The 14,891-nt window shown below is 70.5% G+C and carries 14 protein-coding genes; 5 read left to right on the forward strand and 9 right to left on the reverse strand.

The genetic code is table 11. The features are described 5' to 3' along the window. Positions 1–12 precede the first annotated feature (12 nt). Complete coding sequence (locus FHX31_RS00715; protein ID WP_184974572.1) at positions 13–555, reverse strand: phospholipase; 543 nt, start codon at positions 553–555, stop codon at positions 13–15. Positions 556–714: 159 nt separating this feature from the next. Continuing rightward, positions 715–2,382: a glycoside hydrolase family 10-like protein gene (locus tag FHX31_RS00720; RefSeq protein WP_013288736.1), complete on the reverse strand. Its 1,668-nt coding sequence runs from the start codon at positions 2,380–2,382 to the stop codon at positions 715–717. A 273-nt stretch (positions 2,383–2,655) separates the two neighbouring features. Between FHX31_RS00720 and FHX31_RS00725 the strand changes: the two genes are divergently transcribed. Continuing rightward, a complete protein-coding gene (locus FHX31_RS00725; RefSeq protein ID WP_013288735.1) occupies positions 2,656–4,149 on the forward strand; it encodes an amino acid permease in 1,494 nt (497 codons plus the stop codon). Positions 4,150–4,248: 99 nt separating this feature from the next. Here the strand turns inward: FHX31_RS00725 and FHX31_RS00730 are convergent, their stop codons facing one another. Genes FHX31_RS00730 through arfA form a run of 4 tightly spaced genes read right to left on the reverse strand, consistent with a single transcriptional unit; the run spans position 4,249 to position 8,928 of the window. After that, positions 4,249–5,073 carry a carbohydrate ABC transporter permease gene (locus FHX31_RS00730; protein WP_030269210.1) on the reverse strand — a complete coding sequence of 275 codons (825 nt, stop codon included), beginning with the start codon at positions 5,071–5,073 and terminating at the stop codon, positions 4,249–4,251. A gap of 9 nt (positions 5,074–5,082) precedes the next feature. Continuing rightward, the gene (locus FHX31_RS00735) at positions 5,083–6,042 is read right to left on the reverse strand and encodes a carbohydrate ABC transporter permease (protein WP_184974574.1); all 960 of its coding nucleotides are present in this window, start codon (positions 6,040–6,042) and stop codon (positions 5,083–5,085) included. Beyond that, a complete protein-coding gene (locus FHX31_RS00740; protein ID WP_387029984.1) occupies positions 6,030–7,379 on the reverse strand; it encodes an ABC transporter substrate-binding protein in 1,350 nt (449 codons plus the stop codon). Before FHX31_RS00740 ends, FHX31_RS00735 begins: the two co-directional genes overlap by 13 nt. A gap of 37 nt (positions 7,380–7,416) precedes the next feature. Next, entirely contained in the window at positions 7,417–8,928 is a 1,512-nt protein-coding gene (gene arfA / locus FHX31_RS00745; RefSeq protein WP_184974579.1) for an arabinosylfuranosidase ArfA, read from the reverse strand. Positions 8,929–9,078: 150 nt separating this feature from the next. Between arfA and FHX31_RS00750 the strand changes: the two genes are divergently transcribed. After that, positions 9,079–10,077: a LacI family DNA-binding transcriptional regulator gene (locus FHX31_RS00750; RefSeq protein WP_091330742.1), complete on the forward strand. Its 999-nt coding sequence runs from the start codon at positions 9,079–9,081 to the stop codon at positions 10,075–10,077. 108 nt (positions 10,078–10,185) lie between these two features. Here FHX31_RS00750 and FHX31_RS00755 read toward each other — a convergent pair whose 3' ends face one another. From FHX31_RS00755 to FHX31_RS00765, 3 genes are all read right to left on the reverse strand, one after another. After that, complete coding sequence (locus tag FHX31_RS00755; RefSeq protein ID WP_123110762.1) at positions 10,186–10,911, reverse strand: BON domain-containing class I SAM-dependent methyltransferase; 726 nt, start codon at positions 10,909–10,911, stop codon at positions 10,186–10,188. Between the two features lie 353 nt (positions 10,912–11,264). Beyond that, positions 11,265–11,582, reverse strand: a complete 318-nt coding sequence (locus tag FHX31_RS00760) for a hypothetical protein (RefSeq protein ID WP_013288728.1) — start codon at positions 11,580–11,582, stop codon at positions 11,265–11,267. 38 nt (positions 11,583–11,620) lie between these two features. Further along, complete coding sequence (locus FHX31_RS00765; protein ID WP_184974582.1) at positions 11,621–13,258, reverse strand: ABC-F family ATP-binding cassette domain-containing protein; 1,638 nt, start codon at positions 13,256–13,258, stop codon at positions 11,621–11,623. 85 nt (positions 13,259–13,343) lie between these two features. Here FHX31_RS00765 and FHX31_RS00770 point away from each other — a divergent pair, with 85 nt between their 5' ends. The 3 genes from FHX31_RS00770 to FHX31_RS00780 all read left to right on the forward strand — a co-directional run bounded on the left by FHX31_RS00770 (position 13,344) and on the right by FHX31_RS00780 (position 14,877). After that, positions 13,344–14,114 carry an ROK family protein gene (locus FHX31_RS00770; RefSeq protein ID WP_071097668.1) on the forward strand — a complete coding sequence of 257 codons (771 nt, stop codon included), beginning with the start codon at positions 13,344–13,346 and terminating at the stop codon, positions 14,112–14,114. A gap of 86 nt (positions 14,115–14,200) precedes the next feature. After that, positions 14,201–14,563: a tetratricopeptide repeat protein gene (locus FHX31_RS00775; RefSeq protein WP_013288725.1), complete on the forward strand. Its 363-nt coding sequence runs from the start codon at positions 14,201–14,203 to the stop codon at positions 14,561–14,563. A gap of 59 nt (positions 14,564–14,622) precedes the next feature. Continuing rightward, entirely contained in the window at positions 14,623–14,877 is a 255-nt protein-coding gene (locus tag FHX31_RS00780; protein WP_013288724.1) for a Smr/MutS family protein, read from the forward strand. Positions 14,878–14,891: the final 14 nt, after the last annotated feature.

A 14,891-nucleotide genomic window follows, 5' to 3' on the forward strand; every position in this document is an offset into this window, starting at 1 on the left:
CCGCGCGGTACGTCAGGCGGTCGCGGCGGCGCGACGCTGGGCGTCGGCCTTCATCCGGGCGGCGCGGTCGAGGTCGGCCTGCGACACGGCGGCGACCGAGCCGAAGACGCTCACCGCCTGGTAGTACGTCCAGGCGAGGCTGTAGCAGGCGGGCCGGACCACCGCGTTGTACGTGGCGCAGACCCGCTTCAGGTCGGCGTAGAAGGCGCTGTCCAGGCGGGACTTGCTGGACGAGAAGACGCCCATCGCCTTGTGGTTGCGGTAGCCGAAGTCGTGCCGGTAGCAGGAGAGCTTGAAGTTGAACCCGATCGGGTTGTCCGGGCTGGACGAGCAGTAGTCGGTGGACCAGTCGAAGCCGTACTCCGTCCAGGGTGCCCGGTTCTGCCGGGCGCTGTTCCAGGCGTTGTAGCTGGACGCGCTGGTCTGCGTCCAGCTGGTCAGGACGGACAGCTTCTGCTGGGTGCTCACCGCGGCGGCGGCCGGTGTGGCCAGGCCGAGCATGGTGAGCAGGGCGAGTGTTCCGGCGGCGAGGATGGTGGTGAGGCGACGGGACACGGGAACCTCCGCGGGTGGTGGCCGGGATCTCCGGATGTCGGCAAGTGTCGATCAAGTGGGCGACCTGGGGCGATGCTCCGGGGAACGGCTCGCTGACATCCGCTCAAACAGACGAATGCCCCCGGGCCGGCGAGGCGGCCCGGGGGCATTCGACGGGGGTCAGCGCACGAAGCGCGGCGGGCTCGCCGGGCTCTCGTTCGCCAGCCGGTCCAGCGCGGTCACGTAGTACGTGTACCGGGCGCCGTCGGCCGCCGTCGTGTCCACCCAGGACTGCACCGCGCCGTCCGTGGCCCGGACGGTGCCGACCAGGTGGGAGGCGTCGGCGAAGTCGCAGCGCCCGGCCAGGCCGTGCCCGTCGAACCGGTAGATCGCGTACGACGCGGCGGTGCCGAGCGGGCCCATGCCGTCGGCCGGCTGACGCCAGCTCAGGCGTACCCCGTCCGCCTCCCGCTGGGCCTTGGTGACCACCGGGAACAGCAGCGGCTTGCGCGGCAGGTGCGTCATGGTGGGCACCAGCGCCGGGCGGGAGTAGTGCTCGGCGGCGTAGATGTCGGTGGCGCCGAGCCGGTTCGCCCGCACCTGCACCGCGGAGAAGTGCACGTTGCCGAGCACCTCCGGGTACGACCGGTTGAGCGTCAGGTGGTTCGACAGCTCCTGCGGGTTCATCCAGAACGACCCGTACGCCGGGTCACCGCTCTTGTAGTCGGCCTGGCCGATGTAGAGCTGCACCCGCGTGCCGCGCACCTGCTCGGCCCACCACGGCACCAGCCGGGCGTAGTCGGCGGCCGGGTACTGGCCGATGTACCAGTAGAGCTGCGGCACGATGTAGTCGATCCACTCCTCCTTGACCCACTTGCGGGAGTCGGCGGAGATGATGTCGTACGACTGCGAGCCGGTGGTGTCCGAGCCGTTCGGGTCGGCCGACGCGTTGCGCCAGATGCCGAACGGGCTGACGCCGAACTTCACATACGGCTTGACCGCCTTGATCTTGGCGTTCATCTCCTGGATCAGCAGGTTGATGTTGTCCCGCCGCCAGTCGGCCTTGTCGGTGAAGCCCCTGTTGTACGCCGCGAACGTGGCGTCGTCGGGCACCTGGTGGGTGCCGCTCGGGTACGGGTAGAAGTAGTCGTCGAAGTGCACGCCGTCGATGTCGTACCGCTTGACCGCGTCCATCATCGCGGTCTGGACGAACTCGCGGACCTCGGGGACGCCGGGGTTGTAGTAGAGCCGGCTGCCGGCGACGCCGGCCGGCGGGTAGGCGAAGACCCAGTCGGGGTGCTGGCGGGCCGGGCTGTCCGGGGCCAGTTGCGACAGGTCGGCGCCGGCGCCGCCGGGCGCGGGCATGGAGACGCGGTACGGGTTGAACCAGGCGTGGAACTCCAGGTTGCGCTTGTGCGACTCGGCGACCAGGAAGTCCAGCGGATCCCAGCCGGGGTTCTTGCCGCGTACGCCGGTCAGGTACTCCGACCACGGCTCGTACGGCGAGGGCCAGAACGCGTCCGCGGTCGGGCGGACCTGGACCACGACGGCGTTGTGGTTGAGCTTCTGGGCCAGGTCGAGCCAGGCCAGGTATTCGGCCTTCTGCTTGGCCACCTGGTCCGGCGCGGTCCAGGAACCCTTGCTGGGCCAGTCGATGTTCGTCACCGAGGCGATCCACATGGCCCGGAACTGGCGCTTGGGGGTGGCCGGGTCGGTGACGCAGTCGGTGGAGGGGGAAGTGGCGGTGCCTGTGTTGTCGCCGGGGGCGGCCTGCGCCGGTGTGCCGGCGACCAGCGTGCCGAGCAGCGCCGCGGCCAGCGCGGCGGCTCCGAGCCGAGTTGCCTTCATGCGGTGCGGTCCCTTCGTCGGGTCCGGGGGGACGGTCGGCGGCGGGGCGTCACGGCAAGATTCGCCGCGATACCCATACCTCCGGTAGAAAACTTTCATCTATCCGTGCCCGGCGCAAGACCCTGAGGGCCGATCGATGTCCGGCGTCGTCCGATCGGCCGGATCGTGACGATTCCGAGACACACCGTGCGGGATTGGAGCGCAAAACGGCTGGGTAGCTTGCCCGGTCACGGACCGCCACCGTGGCGGCCGCACGGCGGGGGAGGTGATCAGATGTCGGTCCTGCGTACCAAGCCGATCGGCGACGTGCTCGCCCAGGGCGACGCCGACGGCGAGGACGGCAAACCGGGCCTGCGGCGCCGGCTCGGCGCGGTCGACCTGATGGGCTTCGGCATCGGCATCGTGATCGGCACCGGCATCTTCACCCTCACCGGTGTCGAGGCGCGCAACAGCGCCGGGCCGGGTGTGGTGATCTCGTTCGGCATCGCCGGCCTGGTCGCGCTGCTCGCCGCGCTCTGCTACGCCGAACTCGCCAGCAGCGTGCCGACCGCCGGCAGCGCCTACACCTACGCGTACGCGACGATGGGCGAGATCGTCGCCTGGATCATCGGCTGGGACCTGCTGCTGGAGTTCGCGCTCGGCGCGGCGGTGGTCGCCCGTGGCTGGTCCGGCTACCTCGCCGACCTGTTCGGCCTGCCCAGCGCCTGGTTCGCCGAGGAGGGCAGCGTCGTCAACCTCGGCGCGATCGGCATCGTGCTGGTGCTCGGCGTGGTCGCCGTCGTCGGCATCCGCGAGTCGGCCCGGGTCACCAACCTGCTGGTGCTGGTCAAGGTGGCGATCTGTGCCTTCGTCATCATCGCCGGGCTGTTCTTCGTCAAGGCGGCCAACCTCAGCCCGTTCATCCCGTCCGCCGAGCCGGCCGGGGCCGGAGACGACGGCGTCAAGCAGCCGGTCACCCAGGCGATCTTCGGGTTGGAGCCGTCCGTCTTCGGCTTCGCCGGGGTGCTCACCGCCGCCGCAGTGGTGTTCTTCGCGTACACCGGGTTCGAGGCCGTGGCGAACCTGGGTGAGGAGACCCGCAAGCCCAAGCGGGACCTGCCGCTGGGTCTGCTCGGCACGCTGCTCATCTCCACGGTGCTCTACATCGGTGTCTCGCTCGTCGTTGTCGGCATGGTCAAGTACACCGAGATCGACGAGGGCGCGCCCATCGCGTCCGCGTTCCGGGCGGTCGGCGCCGGCTGGGCCGCGGTGCTCGTCTCCATCGCCGCCGTCGCCGGGCTCACCAGCGTGATCCTGGTCGACCTGGTGGCGATGGGCCGGATCGGCTTCGCCATCGCCCGCGACGGGCTCATCCCGCCCGCCATCGCCAAGGTGCACCCGCGCTGGGGCACCCCGTACCGGATCGCCGGGATCATGACCGTCGCGGTGGCGCTGCTCGCCGGTTTCCTGCCGCTGTCCGCGCTGGCCGACCTGGTCAGCATCGGCGCGCTCTGCGCGTTCACGCTGGTCGCGATCGCGGTGCCGATCCTGCGCAGGCGCCGCCCCGACCTGGAGCGGCCGTTCAAGGTGCCGTTCTCGCCGGTGCTGCCGATCGTCACCGCAGTGGCCTGTCTCTACCTGAGCCTGAACCTGTCGGTGGAGACCTGGCTGCGGTTCCTCGCCTGGATGCTGCTCGGCGCGGTCATCTACTTCGGGTACGGCCACCGCAAGAACCGGCTCGCCCGTCGCGAGCACTCGGACACCCCCGAGCCCGCCCCCACCCCCTGAGGCGGGCCCCCCGAAGGAAGGGCCCCTTCTTAACGCCTGGCGTTAAGAAGGGGCCCTTCTGCTACCGGAGGCGTTAAGAAGGGGCCCTTCCTTACCCGCTCACCCCTTCAGGCCGCTGCGGGAGACACCCTGGATGACGTGCCGTTGGGCGAACACGAACAGGATCAGCACCGGTACGCTCGCCAGCACCGCGCCCGCCATGATGACCGGATAGTCGGTCACGTACGCGCCCTGGAGCAGGCCCAGGCCCGCCGGCAGCGTCAGCCGTTCCGGGCTGAACAGCACGTACACCGGCCAGAGGAAGTCGTTCCAGTTGGTCAGGAACGACAGCACCGCCAGCGTCGCCAGGGCCGGCTTCGACAGCGGCAGCAGCACCCGGCGGAAGACCTGCCAGTGGTTCGCGCCGTCCAGCACCGCCGCCTCCTCCAGCTCGGCCGGGATGGACAGGAAGAACTGGCGCAGGAAGAACACCCCGAACGCGCTCGCCGCGCCCGGCACGATCACCACTGTGAGCGTGTCGATCCAGTTCAGCCGCTCGGCGATGATGAAGTTCGGGATGATCAGCGAGGTGGGCGGCAGGAACAGCGTGCCCACGATCAGCGCGAACAGCACCTTGCGGCCGCGGAACCGCATCCGGGCCAGCGCGTACGCGGCCATCGACGCGGTCACCAGCACCAGCAGCGTGTGCAGGGTGGCCGCCAGCATGCTGTTGACGAACCAGCGCAGCACCGGGTTCGCCGCGTTGTCGACGATCTGCTGATAGCCGTAGGTGGAGAACGGGTTCGGCAGCCAGCCGGGCGGCACCCGCTGCGCGTCGTCGTACGTCTTCACCGAGGTCAGCAGCATCCAGACCAGCGGGGTCACGAAGATCGCGGTGATCAGCAGCAGTACGCCGTACCGCGCCACCGCGCGCATGTTCCTCATGTCGTCCCCTCAGTCTTCCCGGTAGCGGAACAGCCGGAAGTTGACGACGCTCACCACTGCGAGCATCAGCGCGAAGAACACGCTCATCGCGGCGGCCCGCCCGGCGTCGTAGTCCCGCAGCCCTTCGTCGACGATCCGCCAGACCACGGTCCGGGTCTGTTCGCCGGGCGCGCCCTGGGTGATCAGGAACGCCTGCCCGAACACGTTCGCCGAGGCGAGGATCGTGGTGGTGAAGACGAACAGCATCACCGGCCGCAGGCCGGGGATCGTGACGTGGCGGAACCGGTCCCACGCGCCCGCGCCGTCCACCTTGGCCGCCTCGTACAGCTCGGCCGGGATGTCCTGGAGGCCGGCCAGGTAGATCACCGCGTTGAAGCCGCACGTCCACCACACGGTCACGCCGACGAGTGACACCCAGGCCCACGGCACGTCGGTCACCCAGGGCGTGTCCGAGGGGAGCCCGAGCACGCCGAGCAGCCGGTTGACCAGGCCCAGGTTGGCGTCGAGCAGGAACCGCCAGAGCAGGCCGATCACCGCCACGCCCAGCACGTACGGCGCGAAGAACGCGGCCCGGAAGAACGTCCGGCCGGGGAACGAGCGGTTGAGCAGCAGCGCCAGCCCGAGCGGGACGACCACGAGCAGCGGTACGGAGAACAGCGTGAAGATCCCTGTCGCCCGGACGCTCGACCACCAATCCCCGTAGATCGCCGAGTCGCTGGAGAACAGGTCCCGGTAGTTGCCGAGCCCGACGAACGGCCGGTTGGGCAGTTGCAGGTCCCACTGGTGCAGGCTGATCCAGACCCCGAACAGGATCGGCGCCAGGCCGAAGACGCCGAACAGGATCAGGTACGGCGCGAGGAAGAGGTACGGCGTCGTCCGGTTGCCGCGTTCCGTCGCGCCCCGGCGGCGGGTGCGCGCCGGGGGCGGCGCGCCGTCACGCGCCGCCCCGACCTCGATCACGTCCGCCACGGCGGATCAGTTCCCGTACTTCTTGCGGTTGTCCTCCAGCTGCTTGTTCGCCTTGGCCACGCCGTCGTCGAGCGCCTGCTTCGGCGACTTCTTGCCCAGCGCCGCCTCGTTGAAGGCGCTGAGAAGGTCAGGATGACCTCGCCCAGGCCGGGCGCGGCGGGCGGGAACGCGGCGTACTCCAGTTCCGGGGCGAGCGCGTTGACCTCGGTGAGCGCGGTGAACTCGCTGCTCTCGCGGACCGCCTTGCGGGCCGGCACCTGGCCGCCCTTGGCCCAGTCCAGCGAGTGCTGGCTCAGCCAGTTGATGAACACCTTCGCCCCGGCGGTCTTGTCGGCGTTCGCGGAGCGCTGCTTGACGATTGTGAAGTTGTGCGAGTTCGCCCAGGCGGCCTTCTGGCTGCCGATCTGCGGCAGCGGCGCGACGCCCCACTGCACGTTCGGACTCTTCTTCAGGTCGTTGATCTGCCAGATGCCGTTCCAGGTGAACGCGTTCTTGCCGCTCTTGAACGCCAGGTAGTCGGCGTCCTGGCCGACGTTCGCGGGGGAGTGGCCCTGCTTGATCAGGTCGACCAGCCAGGTGCACGCCTCGACAGCCGGGTCGGAGTTGAACGTCGCCTTCGCCACCTCGGCGTCGAAGACGGTGCCGCCCCACTGGTGCAGCAGGCTGTAGTACGTCATGCCGCCGGTGAACTGGAACGGGCTGACCCAGAAGCCCTGCACGCCGGACTTCTTCAGCTCGGTGAGCGCGGCTGTGTACTCGTCCCTGGTGGCCGGCGGCTTCTCCGGGTCCAGGCCGGCCTTCTGCATGACCGCCTTGTTGTAGTAGAAGCCCAGCGGGTGCATGTCCAGCGGGATGCCGTACCGCTTGTCGTTGTAGAGGCCGCCCTTCCACACAGTCGGGGCGAAGTCGCCCTCGCTCAGCTCCAGCGCCTTCGCAACGTCGTCCAGTTCGGTGATCACGCCGCGGGCGGCGAACGTGGCGAGCTGGTCCATGTGCATGACCGCGATGTCCGGGCCGTTACCGCTGGAGACCGCGCCGGGGAGCTTGCTGTAGTAGTCCTCCCACTGGTACGTGATCACGCTGACCGCGATGTTCTGGTGCTCGCTGTTGAACTGCTGGACGAGCGTCTTGAAGATGTCGCCGTCGCCGCCGGTGAAGCCGTTCCACAGCTTCAGGTCGACTTTCGGGCCGGTGTAGTCCTTGCCGCCGTTGCCGGACGCGCCGGAGCTGTCGGAGCTGCTGCCGCCGCCGCAGCCGCTGAGTGTCAGCGTGGCCGCCGCGCCGAGCCCGACGCCGAGCCCGAGCAGGCGCCGCCGGCTCATCTCGTTCTGGATCATGGGTACTCCTTGGGGGACGGGATGGAGTATTTGCTGGTCACAGCGCCGGCACGAAGCGCAGCAGGTTCCAGGAGGTGGCCGGCAGCAGCACGGAGGCCCGGCCGCCGTCGACAGTGGGTGTGGTGAGGTTCCGGGGCGTGACCCGCTCCGGGGCCGCTTCGGTGTTCGTGGCGTCCGGGTCGGTTCCGGCCGCCACCGTGGTGTGCGCCTCGGCCCGCAGGCCGGGCAGGCCGCGCAGGTCCAGGTCGAGCGGGAGGTCCTGCGGGCCGCGGTTGACCGCGAAGACGGCCAGCTCGCCGGTCTCCTCGTCGTGCACGGCGACGGTGTCCAGCGCCGGCACGTCGCCGTACCGCGAGGTCTCGTAGGTGGGGCCGGTGGGCTCGGTCCGCAGCACGGTGCCGCGGGCGTACCGGGCGGTCAGCGCGAACGGGTGGAAGATGCTCTGCCGCCAGGCCGGGCCGCCGTTGCGGGTACGGATCGGGGCGATCACGTTCGCGAGCTGAGCCTGGCAGGCCACGCCGATGCGGTCGGCGTGCCGGAGCAGGGTGATCAGCAGGTCGCCCACCACCACCGCGTCGACGGCTGTGTAGTCGTCCTCGATCAGCGCGGGCGCCTCGACCCAGCCGCGCCGGTCCAGGTCGGACTGGAGGCGGGACTGGTACCAGACGTTCCACTCGTCGAACGAGATCTTCAGCTTGCGCTTCTGCCGCAGCTTGGCGCCGACGTGGTCGGCGGTGGCGACGACCTCGGTGATGAAGGCGTCCATGTCGACGGCGGAGGCGAGCAGGCTGGCCCGGTCGCCGTCGGACGGGTCGTAGTAGGTGTGGGCGGAGATGTAGTCGACGTGCTCGTAGGTGTGCTCCAGCACGGTCGCCTCCCACGAGGCGAACGTGGGCATGCCCCGGTTGGAGCTTCCGCAGGCGACCAGGCTGATCGAGGGGTCGATCATCTTCATCGCGCGGGCGGTCTCGGCGGCGAGGCGGCCGTACTCGTCGGCGGTCTTGTGCCCGACCTGCCACGGCCCGTCCATCTCGTTGCCGAGGCACCACAGCCGCACCCCGTACGGCTTCTCGGCGCCGTGCTTGCGGCGCAGGTCGGACAGCTGGCTGCCGCCCGGGTGGTTGGTGTACTCCAGCAGTTCGAGCGCCTCGGTGACGCCGCGGGTGCCGAGGTTGACAGCCATCATCGGCTCGACCCCGGCCTCCGCCGCCCAGGTCATGAACTCGTCCAGCCCGAACTCGTTGGTCTCGATGGTCTTCCAGGCCAGGTCGAGCCGGCGCGGGCGGTCACCGACCGGGCCGATGCCGTCCTCCCAGCGGTAGCTGGAGACGAAGTTGCCGCCCGGGTAGCGGACCACCGAGACGCCCAGCTCACGGGTCAGGTCCAGCACGTCGCGCCGCAGCCCTCGCCGATCGGCTGTGGGGTGGCCCGGTTCGTACACCCCGCCGTAGACGCAGCGCCCCATGTGCTCGACGAAGGAACCGAAGATCCGGCGGTCCGCCGGCGCGACCCGGAACGCCGGATCGATCGTGAGCTGCGCGTTCGGCACGATGCCAACCTCTCCCTCGCTGCTGGTGCGGGTGACCGCGGTCACTCCGCTGTCAGTGGTTTCTACAACGTTGTAAGCGCTCGTGTAAAGAGGCAGTCGCGTCGTCGTGGCGCGGTACAGTGCGGCCAGCGTTCACCGGAAGGAAGTGCAGTGCGGCACAGGCTCAAGGACGTCGCGGAGCGCGCCGGAGTGTCGGTGAAGACCGTCTCCAACGTCGTCAACGGCTACCAGCACGTGCGCGCCGACACCCGGGCCCGCGTCGAGGAGGCCATCGCCGCGCTCAACTACCGGCCCAACCTGTCGGCCCGCAACCTGCGCAAGGGGCGCACCGGTGTGATCGCGCTGGCCGTACCCGAACTGGACATCCCCTACTTCGCCGAGCTGGCCCGGCACGTCGTCACCGCCGCCGCCGACCACGGCTGGACGGTGCTCATCGACCAGACCGGCGGCCGCTCCGAGCAGGAGCGCAAGGCCGCCAGCGGTATCGGCGACCACATGATCGACGGCCTGATCCTGAGCCCGCTCGCGCTCACCGCCGACGACCTCGCCGCGCTGGCCGGTCTGCCCATGGTGCTGCTCGGCGAACGCGTCGACCACGGCCCCGCCGACCACGTGATGATCGACAACGTGGCCGCCGCCCGCGAGATCACCGCCCACCTGATCGGGCTCGGCCGCCGCCGGATCGCCGCGATCGGCTCCCAGCGCACCCCCGAGGGCGCCAGCGCCCGGCTCCGCCTGGCCGGCTACACCGCCGCGCTGACCGAGGCCGGCATCGCCTACGACGACCGCCTGGTGGCGCCCGCGCCGGCCTGGCACCGCGCGGACGGCGCCGCCGCCATGCGGCACCTGCTCACCACGGGGGTACGCCCCGACGCCGTCTTCTGCTTCAACGACACCCTTGCGCTCGGCGCGCTGCGTGCCCTGCACGAGACGGGCCTGCGCGTGCCCGAGGACGTCGCGGTGGCCGGCTTCGACGACATCGAGGACGGTCGCTTCTCGATCCCGACGCTGACCACAGTCGTCCCCGACAAGGAGCGCATCGCCCGCCTCGCGGTCGAGCTGCTGGCGGGCCGCCTGGGCCCCGATCGCGAGTCCCCACCGCGCGAGCTGGTGGCACCCCACCACGTAGCCCTCCGCGAATCCGCCTAGCCCTGTTCTTGGCCCCGTCGATCATGAAGTTGACGGCGAAGTCGATCTCCTTGAGTGCCGTCAACTTCATGATCGACGGGGTGGTCCCTCGGGTCGGCCGGCGCGGCTTCAGTCGAAGAAGCGGGCCAGGTGGGAGGAGGGCGGGGCGGGGGCGTCCGGTGGCAGCGGGGTGAGGTCGGCGAAGATCGAGGCGCCGTCGCAGCCGACGTGCAGCGGATACCAGCGCGGCGTACCCGGTGGGCGCTGACCGCAGATGCCCTTGAACGTCTGCACGTCGAGCAGGCGTACGTGCGTCGGGTCGGCCACCGCGTTGACGTGCCGCCACCAGGGGCTCATCACGTGCAGCACCCCGCCCGGCCGCAGCGCCCGGTGGCACTCGTCGAACAGCGGCAGGAAGTCGATCAGGTGCTCGACGATGTGCACCGCGAAGAACACGTCCACCGAGTCGTCGCGCAGCGGCAGCGAGCCGGCCAGGTTGGCGACCGCGTTCACCCCCGGCGCCGGATAGATGTCCAGTCCCAGGTTGCCCGGCCACTGCTTGGTCGCACCGCAGCCCAGGTCGACCACCACCGGCGCCCGCCCGGCCACGCTGACCCGGCACCAGACGCCGAGTACGCCGGACAGCCGGCCGATCAGCTCCCGTACCAGCCGTAGCTGGTCCGGGTCGGCGACCTCGCCGGTCAGGTGCGCCACCCCACGGTCGAAGCGCACCTCGACAGCCGTTCCGCGCAGCCGCTCGTCGTGCCGGACCATGTCGGCCCACGCCTCGGCGAGGAAGCCGTCGGTCTGCCGGAGTCGCTCACCCGAGAGCGCGGTCTGCCCCATCGCCACCATGCGCCACCTCCGGCGGCCCGTTACCCCCGATTCACCCCAATATGCCCCCAGGCGCCGAGCCCGCCCCCCGTCACAAATTGATCAAGGAGTTCGTGTCCTGCCAGAGTCGCCCCGCCGACCTCGATGATCAAGGAGTTCGTGTCCTGTTTCGAGCACGAGGTTGACGCAAACTCCTTGATCACCGGGGCGGCGGTCGGGGTGTGCGCGCCGATGCCGGCTCCCGTGCCTCCGCCGCCGTCGATCTTGCACTTGCGGCCCGGACCAAGCTCGCAAAAGGGGCACCTGAGGGGCGGCAACTGCAAGATCGACGGGAACAGGGGGACAGGGGGAACAGGGGGGCAGGGCGGGGGCGGTCAGGGGGAGAGGGTTCGGCGGACTGTGCGGGAGCCTCGCATGCGCTGACGGGGCTGGGCGGCTGCTGCCTTCGGGCGCTTGAGGTGGTAGCGGTGCAACTCGTTGTTGCCCGGCAGCGACGGGTCCTCGCTCATCGCGACCAGTTCCCAGCCCTGGTCACCGGCCCGGTTCAGGTGGGCCAGCGCGGTGTCGCCGTACGGCGTCACGTCGATCATGGAGCCGTCCGGGCCGTACCAGATGAAGACGACTTCCCACCCGGCGTCGGTGGCGGCGGCCTGGCGGCGGCGGACCAGCAGCGCGTACTCCCACTTGAGCATGCGCTCATTGTGGACCCGCGCGCGCGGGTCGGCACGGATCAGTGTTCGGCGATCCGTCCGTCCGCCACGCGCAGCCGCCGGTTCACGCTCACCGCGTCGAGCATCCGCCGGTCGTGGGTCACCAGCAGCAGCGTTCCCGGGTAGCTCGCCAGCGCCGACTCCAACTGCTCGATCGCGGCCAGGTCGAGGTGGTTCGTCGGCTCGTCGAGCACCAGCAGGTTGACGCCCCGGCCCTGGAGCAGGGCCAGCGCGGCCCGGGTCCGCTCGCCGGGTGACAGCGTCGCCGCCGGCCGCAGCACATGCTCGGCGCGCAACCCGAACTTGGCCAGCAGCGTCCGCACGTCCGCCGGGGCGAGATCGGGTACGGCGGCGCCGAACGCCTCCAGCAGCGGCTGGTCGCCGAGGAACAGTCCCCGGGCCTGGTCGACCTCGCCGACCACCACACCGGGGCCGAGTGCGGCGTGTCCCTCGTCCAGCGGCAGCCGCCCGAGCAGCGCGGCGAGCAGGGTGCTCTTGCCGGAGCCGTTCGCCCCGGTGATCGCCACCCGGTCGGCCCAGTCGATCTGCAGGTCCACCGGGCCGAGCGTGAAGCCGCCTCGGCGTACCACCGCTTGCCGGAGCGAGGCCACGACGGCGCCGGCGCGGGGCGCGGCGGCGATCTCCATCCGCAGTTCCCACTCCTTGCGCGGCTCCTCGACCACGTCCAGCCGCTCGATCAGCCGGGCGGTCTGCTTGGCCTTCGCGGCCTGCTTCTCGGTCGACTCGGCGCGGTACTTGCGGCCGATCTTGTCGTTGTCGGTGGCCTTGCGGCGGGCGTTCTTGACGCCCTTCTCCATCCACGCCCGCTGGGTGCGGGCGCGCGCCTCCAGGTCGGCCTTCGTGTCGGCGTACTCCTCGTACTCCTCGCGGGCGTGCCGGCGCGCCACCGCGCGCTCCTCCAGGTAGGCCGCGTAGCCACCGCCGTAGTGCTTGACCTGCCGCTGGTGCAGGTCAAGCTCGACGATCCGGTTGACGGTGCGGGTGAGGAACTCCCGGTCGTGGCTGACCAGCACGGTCCCGGCGCGCAGGCCGGTGACGAAGCGTTCCAGCCGGTCCAGCCCGGCCAGGTCGAGATCGTTCGTGGGCTCGTCGAGCAGGAAGACGTCGTACCGGCTGAGCAGCAGCGACGCGAGCCCGGCGCGGGCGGCCTGCCCGCCGGACAGTCCGGTCATCGGGTGGTCCAGGTCGACGTCGAGACCCAGCTCCGCCGCGACCTGCTCGGCCCGCTCGTCCAGATCCGCGCCGCCGAGGTCGAGCCAGCGTTCCAAGGCGTTCGCGTACGCGTCGTCGGCGCCCGCTGACCCGGCGGTGAGCGCCTCGGTGGCGGCATCAAGCGCGGCCTGCGCGGCGGTCACCCCGGTCCGCCGGGCCAGGAAGCCGCGGACCGTCTCGCCGGGCCGGCGCTCCGGCTCCTGCGGCAGGTAGCCGACAGTCGCCGTGGGCGGGCTCAGCGAGACCGAGCCCTGCTCGCGGGGGGCAAGACCGGCGAGGGTACGCAGCAGCGTGGACTTGCCCGCGCCGTTGACCCCGACCAGCCCCACCACGTCGCCGGGTGCGACGACGAGGTCGAGGTCTTCGAAGAGGAGGCGGTCACCGTGGCCGGCGGTGAGGTCCTTGGCGATCAACGTGGCGCTCATCAGGTGATCGAGCCTACCGGCGGGCGTATCCGGATTACCGTGACCCGCGCTCGCGGCGGCACCGGTGTGAGGGAGACTCACAGCCGTGGTGACCACACTGGCGATCGACTGTGGTGGCGGCGGGATCAAGGCCTCCGTACTGGATGCCGCCGGAACCATGCGCGCGCGGCCGCTGCGCGTGCCCACGCCGTACCCGTTGCCGCCCGGCCTGTTCGTCAAGACGCTGCTGGATCTCGGCGCCCGCCTGCCCACGGCGGACCGGCTCACCGTCGGCATGCCCGGCATGATCCGGCACGGCGTCGTGGTGGCGACGCCGCACTACGTGACCCGTTCCGGGCCGCGCAGCCGCGTCGACCCCGAGTTGCTGGCCGAGTGGTCCGGTTACGACGCGCGCACCGCGCTGGCCGGGGCGTTCGGCGTGCCGGCGCTGGTGCTGAACGACGCCGAGGTGCACGGCGCGGGCGTGGTCGCCGGGACCGGCTGCGAGCTGGTGCTGACGCTCGGCACCGGGCTGGGCAGCGCGTTGTTCGACGGCGGGATGCTGGCACCGCACCTGGAGCTGTCGCACGCGCCGGTGCGGTGGAACACCACGTACGACACGTACGTGGGGGAGCCGGAACGACGGCGGCTCGGCGACGCGTTCTGGTCCCGGCGGATCCGGCAGGTGGTGGACGGCCTGCGGCCGGTGTTCCGCTGGGACCGGCTGTACCTCGGCGGCGGCAACTCCCGGCTGATCCGGCCCGAGCAGGTGGCCCGGATGGGCGACGACGTGGTGATCGTCCCGAACACGGCCGGAATCGTCGGTGGTGTCCGGGCCTGGGACCTGATCGGCGGCCGGTACGACCCGACCACCTGATCTTCGCCCGCAGGAACACTCGCGCTTGCTCCGGTGTTGTGCCAGCGTCGGACCAAGGCCTGGCGCGACACGAGGAGGTGGGTCGAGTGGATCTTCTGGCGGAGTACCGGCGGGCGACCATGTTCTTCGAAGCGGGTGACCCGACCGGAGCGGCCCGGCTGCTCGAACCGATCATCGAGGCCGAGCCGGACAACTCTTCGGTCCGGCAGCTGCTGGCCCGCGCGTACTTCCAGTCGGCCCAGCTCAACCGGGCCGAGGAGCAGCTGCGCGCGCTGGTCGACCGCGACCCGAGCGACCACTACGCGCACCACGTGCTCGGCCGCACGCTGGAGCGGATGAACCGGCCCGTGGACGCGCTGCGGCACCTGCGCATCGCGGCCGCGATGTACTCGACGAACACCGACTACGCCACCGCGCTGCGCCGGGTGGAGGGCAAGGTCGGTCGTTGACTGATCACGCGGAAGGGCAGCCCGGGCGGGCTGCCCTTCCGCGTACCTAGGATGGGACCGTGAAGCTCAAGCTCGACCTCCACGACATCTACAACAAGGGCCACGACATCGACCGCGCGCTGCGCGGGATCATGGATGAGGCGGTGGCGAAGAAGGCCACGCTCGTGGAGATCATCCCGGGTAAGGGGTCGGGCGCGCTGAAGAAGAAGGTGCTGCGCTTCCTCGACCAGAAGGACGTGAAGCAGCTCTACCACCGGGTCGAGAAGGACTCGAAGAACTTCGGCCGGCTGTTCGTGCACTTCCGCTGGAAGTAGCGGTATACGAGCCA

The organism is Micromonospora sp. CNZ286, assembly GCF_014207755.1.

Coding starts and splice junctions, on each gene's coding strand:
- FHX31_RS00765 (WP_184974582.1), bottom strand. CDS start 13,258: ATGAGCGCCACGTTGATCGCCAAGGACCTCACCGCCGGCCACGGTGAC.
- FHX31_RS00725 (WP_013288735.1), top strand. CDS start 2,656: ATGTCGGTCCTGCGTACCAAGCCGATCGGCGACGTGCTCGCCCAGGGC.
- FHX31_RS00755 (WP_123110762.1), bottom strand. CDS start 10,911: ATGGTGGCGATGGGGCAGACCGCGCTCTCGGGTGAGCGACTCCGGCAG.
- FHX31_RS00760 (WP_013288728.1), bottom strand. CDS start 11,582: ATGCTCAAGTGGGAGTACGCGCTGCTGGTCCGCCGCCGCCAGGCCGCC.
- FHX31_RS00740 (WP_387029984.1), bottom strand. CDS start 7,379: ATGATCCAGAACGAGATGAGCCGGCGGCGCCTGCTCGGGCTCGGCGTC.
- FHX31_RS00720 (WP_013288736.1), bottom strand. CDS start 2,382: ATGAAGGCAACTCGGCTCGGAGCCGCCGCGCTGGCCGCGGCGCTGCTC.
- FHX31_RS00730 (WP_030269210.1), bottom strand. CDS start 5,073: ATGAGGAACATGCGCGCGGTGGCGCGGTACGGCGTACTGCTGCTGATC.